This window comes from Streptomyces barringtoniae, from assembly GCF_020819595.1.
In the GTDB taxonomy this organism is placed as follows: domain Bacteria; phylum Actinomycetota; class Actinomycetes; order Streptomycetales; family Streptomycetaceae; genus Streptomyces; species Streptomyces barringtoniae.
Genome location: NZ_JAJHNP010000008.1, coordinates 383,780 through 395,821, shown reverse-complemented (window position 1 = coordinate 395,821; position 12,042 = coordinate 383,780). Strand labels below are relative to the sequence as shown.

11 protein-coding genes are annotated in these 12,042 nt (G+C 72.5%); 8 read left to right on the top strand and 3 right to left on the bottom strand.

Translation table 11 applies throughout. The features are described from left to right. Positions 1 to 346: 346 nt before the first annotated feature. The 3 genes from LMU33_RS17480 to LMU33_RS17470 all read right to left on the bottom strand — a co-directional run bounded on the left by LMU33_RS17480 (position 347) and on the right by LMU33_RS17470 (position 4,258). Positions 347 to 1,006 (bottom strand): LuxR C-terminal-related transcriptional regulator, encoded by a 660-nt coding sequence (locus tag LMU33_RS17480; protein ID WP_308280789.1) that lies wholly within the window; start codon positions 1,004 to 1,006, stop codon positions 347 to 349. A gap of 294 nt (positions 1,007 to 1,300) precedes the next feature. Then, positions 1,301 to 2,638, bottom strand: a complete 1,338-nt coding sequence (locus LMU33_RS17475; RefSeq protein ID WP_228621294.1) for a sensor histidine kinase — start codon at positions 2,636 to 2,638, stop codon at positions 1,301 to 1,303. A gap of 438 nt (positions 2,639 to 3,076) precedes the next feature. Continuing rightward, a complete protein-coding gene (locus LMU33_RS17470) occupies positions 3,077 to 4,258 on the bottom strand; it encodes a sensor histidine kinase (protein ID WP_228621293.1) in 1,182 nt (393 codons plus the stop codon). Positions 4,259 to 4,530: 272 nt separating this feature from the next. Here LMU33_RS17470 and LMU33_RS17465 point away from each other — a divergent pair, with 272 nt between their 5' ends. The 8 genes from LMU33_RS17465 to LMU33_RS17430 are packed head-to-tail and all read left to right on the top strand — an operon-like array spanning position 4,531 to position 12,038. Next, entirely contained in the window at positions 4,531 to 4,950 is a 420-nt protein-coding gene (locus LMU33_RS17465; protein ID WP_228621292.1) for an NADH-quinone oxidoreductase subunit A, read from the top strand. Beyond that, on the top strand, positions 4,941 to 5,537 hold the full coding sequence (locus tag LMU33_RS17460) for an NADH-quinone oxidoreductase subunit B (protein ID WP_228621291.1): 597 nt from the start codon (positions 4,941 to 4,943) through the stop codon (positions 5,535 to 5,537). Before LMU33_RS17465 ends, LMU33_RS17460 begins: the two co-directional genes overlap by 10 nt. Beyond that, positions 5,534 to 7,495, top strand: coding sequence for an NADH-quinone oxidoreductase subunit C (locus LMU33_RS17455; RefSeq protein ID WP_228621290.1), 1,962 nt, complete (start codon positions 5,534 to 5,536; stop codon positions 7,493 to 7,495). The genes LMU33_RS17460 and LMU33_RS17455 overlap by 4 nt, the downstream gene beginning before the upstream one ends. Then, positions 7,492 to 8,460, top strand: a complete 969-nt coding sequence (locus LMU33_RS17450) for a complex I subunit 1/NuoH family protein (RefSeq protein ID WP_228621289.1) — start codon at positions 7,492 to 7,494, stop codon at positions 8,458 to 8,460. The genes LMU33_RS17455 and LMU33_RS17450 overlap by 4 nt, the downstream gene beginning before the upstream one ends. Then, the gene (locus LMU33_RS17445; protein WP_228621288.1) at positions 8,460 to 9,020 is read left to right on the top strand and encodes a NuoI/complex I 23 kDa subunit family protein; all 561 of its coding nucleotides are present in this window, start codon (positions 8,460 to 8,462) and stop codon (positions 9,018 to 9,020) included. The genes LMU33_RS17450 and LMU33_RS17445 overlap by 1 nt, the downstream gene beginning before the upstream one ends. Before the next feature lie 14 nt (positions 9,021 to 9,034). Beyond that, positions 9,035 to 9,673 (top strand): NADH-quinone oxidoreductase subunit J family protein, encoded by a 639-nt coding sequence (locus LMU33_RS17440; RefSeq protein WP_228621310.1) that lies wholly within the window; start codon positions 9,035 to 9,037, stop codon positions 9,671 to 9,673. Further along, the gene (gene nuoK / locus LMU33_RS17435; protein ID WP_228621287.1) at positions 9,673 to 10,047 is read left to right on the top strand and encodes an NADH-quinone oxidoreductase subunit NuoK; all 375 of its coding nucleotides are present in this window, start codon (positions 9,673 to 9,675) and stop codon (positions 10,045 to 10,047) included. The genes LMU33_RS17440 and nuoK overlap by 1 nt, the downstream gene beginning before the upstream one ends. Then, positions 10,044 to 12,038: an NADH-quinone oxidoreductase subunit 5 family protein gene (locus LMU33_RS17430; RefSeq protein ID WP_228621286.1), complete on the top strand. Its 1,995-nt coding sequence runs from the start codon at positions 10,044 to 10,046 to the stop codon at positions 12,036 to 12,038. The genes nuoK and LMU33_RS17430 overlap by 4 nt, the downstream gene beginning before the upstream one ends. Positions 12,039 to 12,042: the final 4 nt, after the last annotated feature.

The window sequence follows — 12,042 nt, the reverse complement described above, 5'->3', positions numbered from 1 at the left end:
GACGCCGCCCGGTTTGCGCTGTTCTCCGACGACGGCTCCGTCGGCCTGCTCCGCCTGGCTGCTGACCTGGCTGGTCACTGAACTGGACCTCCTTCGAGGCGGCTGTCCGGGGAGTGGTCGTCCCACAGACCATCCCAGGATCAACACTACGTCGGTTAGGGTCGCCTTCCCGAGGGCATCCACAGATTGGACGACATCGAGTCGGCCTGTGGCGCTTTCGAGTCGGCATGGCACTGCGGTGTCAGCGCGTCCTTCCCCGGTCGTGTCCTCCGGCCTTCCATCCGGGTACCCGGCCTTCCCATGGAAGCCGGATCGGCTGACACCCTGCTGACACAGTGTCTTTCGGTCAGGAGTTCAGATAGGTCAGCACGGCCAGAACACGCCGGTGGTCCCCGTCGCTCGGCGCCAGCCCGAGCTTCAGGAAGATGTTGCTGACGTGCTTCTCCACGGCTCCGTCGCTGACCACCAGCTGCCGGGCGATCGCCGAGTTCGTGCGCCCCTCCGCCATCAGCCCCAGCACCTCGCGCTCCCGCGGGGTCAGCCCCGCCAGCACGTCCTGCTTGCGGCTGCGGCCGAGCAGCTGCGCGACCACCTCGGGGTCCAGCGCCGTACCGCCCTCGGCCACCCGCACGACCGCGTCAACGAACTCGCGCACCTCGGCGACCCGGTCCTTGAGCAGATAGCCCACGCCCCGGCTGGAACCGGCCAGCAGTTCGGTGGCGTAGCGCTCCTCCACGTACTGCGACAGCACCAGCACGCCGAGCCCCGGATGCGCCTTCCGCAGTCGTACGGCCGCCCGGACGCCCTCGTCGGTGTGCGTCGGCGGCATCCGTACGTCCGCGACCACGACGTCGGGCAGCTCGCCCTGTGCGTCCAGGTCGGCGATGGTCTTCACCAGGGCCTCCGCGTCCCCGACGCCGGCCACGACATCGTGCCCGCGGTCGGTCAGCAGCCGGGTCAGGCCCTCCCTGAGCAGCACTGAGTCCTCGGCGATGACCACGCGCACCCTGTCCTCCACGATCTCCCGGCCCCCGATCCCGATCCTGATCCCGATCCGGCCCCCGACGACTGTCGTCCGTACGGAGGTCCGGCATTCGAGCGTACGAAGGTCCAGCATTCCAGCATCCGGTACGCGCCGCTCGCCGCATCAGCACAATCCCGCCTCCGAGGTGGGGCGGGACGGCGCTGGTGCGGTGGGTACGGGATCTTCATCACAGCGGGTCGCGGGTCGCGGGTCGCGGGTCGCGGTTCGCGGGTCGGTCATCGATCGGTGGGACTTCGACGGTTTCAGGCCCTCGCGTCAGGTTCGCCAGGGCAGTTCCGCGATCACCCGGGTGGGGCCGCCTGCCGGGGAGTCCACCACGAGGACGCCGTCCACCGCGTCCAGGCGGCCGGCGAGACCGGCCAGGCCCGAGCCGCGGGAGGCGTCCGCGCCGCCGACGCCGTCGTCGGTGACCTGCAGCATCAGGCGGTCCGCCGCGCGCCACACGTCGACCGCGGCGGAGCGGGCCCGGCTGTGCTTGCTGATGTTCTGCAGCAGTTCGGAGACCGTGAAGTAGGCGATGCCCTCGATGGCCGGGGCCGGGCGGGCCGGCAGATCGACCTCCACCCGCACCGGCACCGTGCAGCGGGAGGCGACCGAGGACAGGGCCGCGTCCAGGCCCCGGTCGGTCAGTACGGCCGGATGGATGCCGCGGGCGAGGTCGCGCAGCTCCTGCAGCGCCGTCTTCACCTCGCCGTGGGCCTCGTCCACCATCCGCGCCGCCGCCTGCGGATCCTCGTGGAGCTTCTCCTTCGCCAGCCCCAGGTCCATGGCCAGGGTGACCAGCCGTGCCTGGGCGCCGTCGTGCAGGTCCCGCTCGATGCGCCGCAGATCGGCGGCGGCCGTGTCGACCACGACCCCGCGGTCCGACTCCAGCTCCACCACCCGCGCCGACAGCGGCGACGGCCCCAGCAGGCCCCGCACCATCAGCCCGTCCACCGTCGTCAGGGCCCGTACGATCCACGGCGTTGCCAGCGTGAACAGCAGCCCGACCAGCGCGGTCACGGTGATCTCGAAGGGGTTGTCGAGATAGACGCTGTGGTGCTCGTCGCCGTACAGCTGGATGCCGCCCTGGCCGGCGTAGGCCGGGAAGACCCAGAACCACAGCGGGTAGGTCAGCAGCGTCCAGCCCATCGTCCACAGGCTCACCGCCACCGAGAACGAGAACACCGCCCACGGGAACTGCACCAGCGTGTACAGCAGGTTCCGCCAGGACGTGCCGCTCTTGAGTACGGCGCCCATCCAGGCCAGCGCGCCCGGCTTGCGCATCCGCAGCGGCTCCGGCTCGGCCACCTCCAGGCGCAGCAGCCCGCGCGCCCGCGCCCGCTCCAGCGCGCCGAAGCCGCGGCAGCCGGCGAGCGCCGCCGCGAGCACCGGGACGCCGAGGAAGGTCACCAGCAGGCCCGCGCCGAGCGACGCCATGGTCACCGTCCAGGTGAACAGCACGATCGAGAGCGGCAGGCTCAGCAGGACATAGCCGAACTCGCGCCAGCTGCGCGCCTCGAACGGCGCCCGCAGTGCGGGGGGCAGCCGATGGCCGGTCCCGGCGGACTGTTCCTCCCCGTATCCGTACCCGTGTCCGTACTCCGTGGCCATCGATTCCGTCCCGTTCTCCTCGTCCCGGCGGCGGTTCAGCCGCAACTCCAGGGTCGTGCGGCGGGGGTCTCCGGGCCATGGAGTCCGTCGGCGTCTTGGAGCGGGGGTTTTCCCCACCTCCTGCCTCCGGCGGTCGGGCCGTTTGACCGGTGCGGTTGGTTTCTTGGTGCGGTTGGGTTTCGGTGGCGTGGTGTGCGATCGCCGTGGGGGTTCCGCCGTGGGGCGGCTGCGGGGGCGTTGGGTCGCTCGCGCCCACGCGGCGGCAGCCGCGCAGCAGACGCAGCCCCGCGCCCCTGGGGGCGCAGCCGCCGTACCCGCCGGGAGCCCTCGCCGCCGTACCCGCATGGGAGCCGCCCTGGCCGCCGTACCCCCACGGAGCCCTGGCCGCCGCACCCGCATGCGGAACCGCGGCCGCCGCACCGCATACGAAGCCGTCGGCTATTCCGTCCGGTCCCGCCACGGCAGCTCGGCCGTGACCACCGTCGGGCCGCCCGCTGGGGAGTCGAGCACGAACAGGCCGTCCACCGCGCCCAGCCGGTCCGCGAGGCCGCGCATGCCGGTGCCGCCCTCGAGGCGGGCGCCGCCCCGGCCGTCGTCCCGGACCTGGATGAGCAGCCGGTCCGCCGCGCGCCACACGTCGACCGAGGCGGAGCGGGCCCGGCTGTGCTTGCTGATGTTCTGCAGCAGTTCGGAGACCGTGAAGTAGGCGATGCCCTCGATGGCCGGCGCCGGGCGGTCCGGGAGGTCCACGGTCACCTTCACCGGCACCGTGCAGCGGGTGGCGACCGAGGACAGGGCCGCGTCCAGGCCCCGGTCGGTCAGTACGGCCGGATGGATGCCGCGGGCGAGGTCGCGCAGCTCCTGCAGGGCCAGCTTCACCTCGCCGTGCGCCTCCTCCACCATCGCCGCCGCCGAGTCGGGATCCTCCAGCAGTTTCTCCTTGGCCAGACCGAGACCCATGGCCAGGTTGACCAGCCGTGCCTGGGCGCCGTCGTGCAGGTCCCGCTCGATGCGCCGCAGATCGGCGGCGGCCGTGTCGACCACGACCCCGCGGTCCGACTCCAGCTCGGCGATACGGCGCTCCAGCTCGTCCGAGGGCGACAGCAGCCCGCGCACCATGAAGCGGTCCACGTTGGCCAGGCCCCGCGCCAGGTACGGCAGCACCGGCCACAGCACGAACAGCGAGGTCAGCACGGTGCAGAAGGTGAGGATGCCCCAGGGCAGCCGGATGAGGTCGTACAGCAGGGTCCGCCAGCCCACCGGGTCCTTCAGCGCCATCCACAGCCGCTGCGTGAGCCCGCCGCCCTTCGCGAGCGGCAGCGGAGTCGGCTCCTCCACGCGCACCCCGAGCAGCCGTCGCGCGCGGGCCCGCTCCAGCTTCCCCAGCTGCCGGGCACCCAGCAGGCTGAGCGCGAGCAGCGGAAGACCGATGACAGTGATCGTCAGGCCCCCGCCCACGGACAGCACGGTGATCGCGTAGACGAACCCGAACACCGTCACCGGCAGGTTCAGCAGGAGATGCAGGATCTCCTTCCATGTGTGCGCGTCGTACGCCGGCCGGATGGGCGGGAGACGGTCGGTGTCGTCGGCCCGGCCGGCGGCGGAGCTGGTAGCGGTCATACCGGTCAGCCTGCCGTGCCCGGCACCCTGCGCGCCATGCGGTTCGCCGCCCTGCGCCGACGGGGGAAAACCCCACCCCGCACGCCTCGCCCGGCTCCTCCACCTGCCCCATGGCGTGACTGGCTGCTTACCGGTTCTTTATCAGGGCCTAGACTCCCGTGCGTACAGATCCTCGAATCACGCTGCATCACAGAGTGCGCCCTCGTGCACGAGGGCGTCCGAGGGTGCACGAGTTCACTAAGGTCACGAGGTCAGAGAGCGAGGGACGGACGGTGCGGGAGACGTTGGGGAACTCGACGGCCGCCGCGGCGAACGTCATCGCCGCCGGCTACTTCCGGTCCTACTCGGTGGTGGGCCTGCTCGCCCTCATCGGCGTGCTGTTCGTCGCCGTCGCCTTCGGCGCGGGCCGTCTGCTGCGCCCGGTCGTGCCGACCCCCGAGAAACTCCTGACCTACGAGTGCGGCGTCGACCCCGTCGGCGAGGGCTGGGCCCACACCCAGGTCCGCTACTACGTCTACGCTTTCCTGTACGTGATCTTCGCGGTCGACTCGATCTTCCTGTTCCCCTGGGCGACGGTCTTCGCCGCCCCCGGCTACGGCGCGACGACGCTCGTGGAGATGTTCGTCTTCCTCGGCTTCCTCGCCGTGGGCCTGCTGTACGCATACAAGAAGGGCGTCCTGGCATGGACGTGAACCCGGAGCCCGTTTACCTGCCGGAGCCCAAGCGGCTCGGCGCCCTGGCCCGCCTGGCCCCCGAGCCGATGAAGGTGGTCCTGAACTGGGGACGCCGCTACTCGCTCTGGGTCTTCAACTTCGGCCTCGCCTGCTGCGCGATCGAGTTCATCGCCGCGTCGATGGCCCGCCACGACTTCATCCGCCTCGGCGTGATCCCGTTCGCACCCGGGCCCCGCCAGGCGGACCTGATGGTGGTGTCGGGCACGGTCACGGACAAGATGGCCCCGGCCGTCAAGCGCCTGTACGAGCAGATGCCCGAGCCGAAGTACGTCATCTCCTTCGGCGCCTGCTCCAACTGCGGCGGCCCCTACTGGGACTCCTACTCCGTCACCAAGGGCGTCGACCAGATCATCCCGGTGGACGTGTACGTCCCCGGCTGCCCGCCGCGCCCCGAGGCGCTGCTCCAGGGCATCCTCAAGCTCCAGGAGAAGATCGCCCGAGAGTCGCTGGGGGAGCGGTACGGCGAGTCCCGCCCGTCCGCGGCCGCGCTGACCAGCGACCTGGTGAAGCCGCCCGCCCCCGCCGGTGAGGGGGATGGCCGATGAGCACCGTCGGCTGGCTGCCCGCCCCGGTCGAGGACCTCTTCGGTACGGACGCCACGGCCGAGGAGTCCTACGACCTCCTGACCGTGGACGTGCCGCCGTCCTCCTGGCTCACCGCCCTGGAGACGGCCCGTACGACCCTGGGCTGCACCTACTTCGACTGGCTGAGCGCGGTCGACGAACCGGGCACGGGTTTCCGTGTCTCCGCCCACGTCGTCGCCCTGGGCCCGGTCCGCCGCCTCCTCGTCCGTACGACCGTCCCGCACGAGGCGCCGACGCTGCCCTCCGCCGTCGGCGTCTACGCGGGCGCCGCCTGGCACGAGCGCGAGACCCACGAGATGTTCGGCGTGCTGTTCGAGGGCCACCCGGGGCTGGAGCACCTGCTCCTCCCGGAGGCCTTCGAGGGCCACCCGCTCCGCAAGGACTTCGTCCTCGCCGCGCGCGTCGCCAAGGCCTGGCCCGGCGCCAAGGAGCCCGGCGAGTCCGAGCACGGCGGCCCGAAGCGCCGCCAGATGCTCCCCCCGGGCGTCCCCGACCCCAACGAGTGGGGCCCCCTGAAGGGCCAGCTGCCCCCTGCCCCGGCCCGCCCGGCGCGCGGCGCGGGCCGCGCGGCGGGCGAACGCCCGGCAGCTCGCGCGGGCGCGGCCGGCGACCGACCGGTACGACGGACCCGTACGGCGGCACAGGGCTCGGCCAGCCAGACAGACGACGTTGCCGGAGCTGTGACCGAGGCCGGGGCCGCCGAGGCTGCTGGCGCTGCCGGAGCTGTGGGGAGCAGCGGGACTGCTGGGGCTGCCGGAGTTGCTGGGACCAGCGGGACTGCCGGGGCCGCCGGGGCTGCGGGTGCTGCCGGTGCCCGGCCGCGGCGGATGCGGAGCGCCGGCGAGGGCTCGGTGAGCCAGACGCGCGCACCTCAGGACGCGGCCGAGCTCAAGCAGACCGCAGCCGAGCGCGACGCGACGGGTGCCGAAGCGGCGGAAGGCCCGGCCGCCGAGGCCTCCGTGGCCCACGAACCCAGTACCGCCCCGGCCCGTCCGCGCCGCGCCCGCAGCGCCTCGGAAGACTCGGCCACACAGCGAGCCCAGACCCCGGAGCCGACGGCCCCGGCTACGGGCGAGCGGGCGGCCCCGGCTCCTCGTGAGTCGGCGGCGCCGGACACCGCAGCTCGTCCCGCGCGCCGGAGCCCGGCTCCGCGCAGCTCGGACGCCCCATGGCACCACGCCCGCCCGGCCTTCGAGGAGCCCGGACGGGCCCCGGCGGAGGCCGAAGAGATCCCAGTGGAGGCCGAAGGGGTCCCGGTGGAGGCCGAAGGGGTCCCGAAGGCATCCGAACAGGCGCCGGAGGAGCCGGAACGGACCGCCGCACAGCCCAACCAGGGCTCGGCTGAGCCGCAGCGGACGTCCGAGAGGCCCGAACAGGTCCCGGCGGACCCTGAGCTGACGTCCGCGGAGCCCGAGCGGAGGCCTGGCAGCTCGGCGGAGTCCGAGCCGGCTTCCGCAGAACCCAGGCGGAGCCCTGCAGAGCCCGAGGGGGCCCGGGCGGAGCCCGAGCAGCCCCCTGTGGCCCCTCGGCGGAGCCCGGAGCAACCGCAGCGGACCCCCGCCGAGCCCGGGCAGGGCCCTGCCGAGTTCGAGCAGACTCCCGCTGAATCCGGGCAGGTCCCTGCGGACTCTCGGCGGGGCCCGGAGCGACCGCAGCGGACCCCCGCCGAGCCCGGGCAGGGCCCTGCTGAGCCCGAGCGGACCCCCGCTGAACCCGGGCAGGCCCCCGCCGAGCCCGAGCGGACCCCCGCCGAACCCCGGCAGGCCGAGCAGCAACCTGAACCGCCCGCCGCCACCGGTGACGACTCCACCCCCGGCGACGAGCCCGCCACCCCCGACAACTCCACCCCGAATCCCGGCACCAACCCCGACTCCGGCACCGACCCCAACGACGACAACCCCGCAGGAGGCCCGCAGTGAACGGCGTGTTGGACGTCGCCCTGCGACTGCTGGTCGTGTTCGTCGTCTTCCTCACCTTCCCGCTGATCGTCGGCCAGACAGAGCACAAGGTGATGGCGCACATGCAGGGCCGCCTCGGCCCGATGTACGCGGGCGGCTTCCACGGCTGGGCCCAGCTCATCGCGGACGGCGTGAAGTTCGCGCAGAAGGAGGACGTGGTCCCGGCAGGCGCGGACCGCCGCGTCTTCCAGCTCGCCCCCGCCGTCGCTCTGCTGCCGTACCTCCTCGTACTGCTCGCCATCCCGATCGGCCCCAGCGAGGGCGCCGTCGGTCAGGTCCTGGACGCGGGTGTGTTCTTCGTGCTCGCGGTGATGGGCGTCGGCGTGCTCGGCTCGCTCATGGCCGGCTGGGCCAGCGCGAACAAGTTCTCCCTGCTCGGCGGCCTGCGCACGGCTGCCCAGCTGCTCGCCTACGAACTGCCGATGCTGCTCGCCGCCGCCTCGGTGGCGATGGCGGCGGGGACCGTCTCCCTGCCCGGCATCCTGCACGCCTTCCACTGGTGGTGGGTACCCTGGCAGATCGTCGGCGCGGTCGTCTTCTTCGTCGCCGGACTCGCCGAGCTGCAGCGCCCGCCGTTCGACATGCCGGTCGCCGACTCGGAGATCATCTTCGGCGCGTACACCGAGTACACCGGGCTGCGGTTCGCACTCTTCCTCCTCGCCGAGTACGCCGGGATCGTCGTCCTGTGCGGCCTGACCACCGTCCTCTTCCTCGGCGGCTGGCACGGCCCCTGGGGCCACGACGGCCTGGGCTGGCTGTGGACCCTGCTGAAGACCGCGATCCTCGCCTTCCTCGTCATCTGGCTCCGCGTCACCTACCCGCGCCTCCGCGAGGACCAGCTCCAGAAGCTGTCCTGGACCCTGCTCGTCCCCCTCTCCCTCGCCCAGATCGCCCTCACCGGCATCGTCAAGGTGGTGATCTCCTGATGGCCCCCATTCCCGGCTCCGGCCTTGCCAAGGGCCTGGCCGTCACCCTCCGCACGATGACCAGGAAGACGGTCACCGAGCAGTACCCGGACGCCCAGCCCGAACTGCCGCCCCGCACCCGCGGTGTGATCGGCCTGTTCGAGGAGAACTGCACGGTCTGCATGCTCTGCGCCCGTGAGTGCCCGGACTGGTGCATCTACATCGACTCCCACAAGGAGACGGTCCCGCCCGCCGCCCCCGGCGGCCGCGAGCGCAGCCGCAACGTCCTCGACCGGTTCGCCATCGACTTCTCCCTGTGCATGTACTGCGGTATCTGCATCGAGGTATGTCCTTTCGACGCGCTGTTCTGGTCCCCGGAGTTCGAGTACGCCGAGACCGACATCCGCGACCTCACCCACGAGCGGGACAAGCTCCGCGAGTGGATGTGGACCGTTCCGGCCCCGCCCGCCCTCGACCCCGCCGCCGAGGAGCCGAAGGAGATCGCCGCCGCCCGCAAGACCGCCGAGAAGCTGGCGGCCGCACAGGCCGAGCAGCATGAGCCGCAGGAGGGCGCGTCGTGAGCCTCGCCCCGACCGTGAGCCTGGCCGCGGGCCACCCCGGCTTCCTGTCCCCGACCGGCGTCGAGATCGCCTTCCTCCTGGTCGGGCTGGTCACCTTCGGCGCCGCACTGGTCACCGTCACCACCCGCCAGCTGGTGCACGCCGCTCTGTGGCTGGTGGTCTCGCTCGGCGGCCTCGCCGTCGAATACCTGCTGCTCACGGCCGAGTTCATCGCCTGGGTGCAGGTCCTGATCTACGTCGGTTCCGTCGTCGTCCTCCTGTTGTTCGGTCTGATGCTCACCAAGGCCCCCATCGGCCGCTCCCCGGACGCCGACTCCGGCAACCGCTGGGCCGCCCTGACCGTCGCGGTCGCCGCCGCCGTCGCCCTGGTGTGGGTGGTCGTCGACGCCTTCCGCACCACCTGGATCGACCTGAACGGCCCGGCCGCCGGCTCCACACGGGTCACCGGCGAGAGCCTGTTCCGCAACTGGGTGCTGCCCTTCGAGGCTCTGTCCGTGCTGCTCCTCGCGGCCCTGGTCGGCGCGATCGTCCTGTCCCGCAAGGCGAAGGCGGAGTCGAACCCTCCCCATGTGAACTCCCGGGGTGTCACCGAGAGTTCCCCCTCCGTCACGGATTCCGGAATTCACCCGGTCGAGCAGGAAGGCGCCCGCTGATGCACCTCGCCTACCCGGCCGTACTCTCCGCCCTCCTGTTCTGCACCGGCCTGTACGGTGTCCTCGCCCGCCGCAACGCGATCCTGGTCCTGATGTCGGTCGAGCTGATGCTCAACGCCGTCAACCTCAACCTCGTCGCCTTCGACGTCTGGCTCAGCCGGGCCGCCAGGGACACCCTGCACTCCGGCCAGGCGCTGACCCTGTTCACCATCACCATCGCCGCCGCCGAGATCGGCATCGGCCTGGCGATCGTGCTCGCCGTCTACCGCAACCGCGGCACCTCCGACATCGACAAGCTCCGCGACACCGCCGAGGGACCCGGCACCGAGGGACCGGGCTCCTCCGCGGCCGAGAAGGCTGAGGCCACCGCGTGACCACGACCACCCTCGCCGTCCTCGTCCCCCTCCTGCCGTTCCTCGGCGCCGCGGCCGGACTGCTGCTCGGCCGCACCGCGCCCAGGTTCGTCCGCCCGCTCGCCGTGCTGCCGCCGCTGGCCTCGCTCGTCCTGGCCGCGCTGGTCGCCGTACGCCAGGGCGGCGACCAGGCCATCACCGCGCACACCGAGCTGACACCCACCGGCTCGGTCCCGATCGAGCTGGCCCTGCACATCGACGGCTTCGCCGCGCTCGTCGCGATCCTGGTCGCGTTCGTCGCGGCCTGCGTGCAGATCTACTCGACCGGGTATCTGCGCGACGACCCGCGCTACCCCTCGTACGCCGCCCTCGTCTCCCTGTTCACCTCCGCGATGCTCCTGGTCGTCTACTCCGGCGATCTGATCGTGCTGCTGGTCGGCTGGGAAGTCATGGGCATCTGCTCCTACTTCCTGGTCGGCCACTACTGGGAGACCCCCGAGGCCCGCGCCGCCTCCCTGAAGGCCTTCCTGGTCACCAAGCTCGGCGACGTGCCGTTCCTCATCGGCCTGTTCGCGCTCGCCACCGACGCCGGCTCGTTCCGGATCACGCGCGTCCTCGGCGCCGTCGCGAGCGGCAACCTGCACCATCCGACGGTGGTCGCCCTGCTGCTCCTCGCGGGCGTCGCGGGCAAGTCGGCGCAGTTCCCGCTGCACACCTGGCTCCCGGACGCGATGGCGGGCCCCACGCCCGTCTCGGCGCTGATCCACGCCGCGACGATGGTCGCCGCCGGTGTCTACTTCGTCGCCCGCCTCCTTCCGGTGTTCGAGGCCTCCCAGGCCGCGATGCTCGTGCTGGCCGTCATGGCCGCCGTCACGATGGTCGGCTCCGGTCTCGCCGCGCTCGCCCAGGACGACATCAAGCGCGTCCTCGCCTACTCGACGATCGGCCAACTCGGCTACATGACGGGCGCCCTCGCCGTCGGCGACCGGGGTGCCGCCGTCTTCCACCTCCTGTCCCACGGCGCCTTCAAGGCGCTGCTGTTCCTCGCGGCCGGCGTGATCATCCACGCCGCCGGCACCAACTCACTGGCCGCCATGTCCCGCATGCACGGCCTGCGCGACCGCGTCCCGGACGCCTACTGGACGATGACCGTGGCGCTCCTCGCACTCGCCGCGATCCCGCCGTTCAGCGGCTTCTTCTCCAAGGAGTCCGTCCTCGGCGCCGCCGAGCACGTGGTGGACGGCCACCCGGACCACGCCCCCTGCGCCGCCGGCTGGATCGTCCTCGTCGCCGGTCTGCTCACCGCCCTGCTCACCGCCGCCTACGCGACGCGGCTGTGGCTGCTGGCCTTCCGCGGCCGGGGCGCCGAGGCCCCCGACCACGGCCGCCAGCCGCTGACGATGACCGTGGTGCTGTGGGTCCTCGCCGTCCCGTCCCTCGCCTTCGGCGGGCTCGCCTACCGCGCGCTGCCCGGCTGGTTCGACGGCCGCGACCTGACCCCGACCCTGCTCACCTCCATCCTCGGCACGGGCCTCGCCCTGGTCGGCGGGCTGCTCACCTACGGCGCCTGGCAGCGCACCACCCAGCTCGCCGCCCGGGTCCCGCTGGGCGCGGTCGCCGCCCATCCGGAGCAGGACGCCGGGCTGGTCGAGGCCGAGGCCATCGCCACCCACGCGCCGGCCTACGGCGACATCGCCTACGCGCCCGACCCGGCGGACCCCTCGCGGCTGCTGCTCGGCCCGCTGCGCCGCCACGCGGCCGTCGGCTTCCACCTGGACGCCGTGTACGCGGCGCTGTTCGTCCGCCCGGTGCAGGCCGGAGCGAGCCTCGTCCGGTTCCTCGACCGCGAGGTCGTCGAGACCTACGTACAGGGCGCGGCCGGCCTGCCCCGGCTGCTCGGGGCCGCCGTACGGCGCGCCCAGACCGGCAATGTGCAGACCTATGTGAGCGCGCTGCTCGCCGGCACCGTCGTCCTGGCGGTCGCCGTCGTCCTCGTCGCCACGGGAGCGTGAGCAG

Bases quoted from the DNA above. Each gene is read 5' to 3' on its own strand.
- LMU33_RS17475 (WP_228621294.1), bottom strand. From the start codon at position 2,638: ATGGCCACGGAGTACGGACACGGGTACGGATACGGGGAGGAACAGTCC.
- LMU33_RS17470 (WP_228621293.1), bottom strand. From the start codon at position 4,258: ATGACCGCTACCAGCTCCGCCGCCGGCCGGGCCGACGACACCGACCGT.
- LMU33_RS17460 (WP_228621291.1), top strand. From the start codon at position 4,941: ATGGACGTGAACCCGGAGCCCGTTTACCTGCCGGAGCCCAAGCGGCTC.
- LMU33_RS17455 (WP_228621290.1), top strand. From the start codon at position 5,534: ATGAGCACCGTCGGCTGGCTGCCCGCCCCGGTCGAGGACCTCTTCGGT.
- LMU33_RS17445 (WP_228621288.1), top strand. From the start codon at position 8,460: ATGGCCCCCATTCCCGGCTCCGGCCTTGCCAAGGGCCTGGCCGTCACC.
- nuoK (WP_228621287.1), top strand. From the start codon at position 9,673: ATGCACCTCGCCTACCCGGCCGTACTCTCCGCCCTCCTGTTCTGCACC.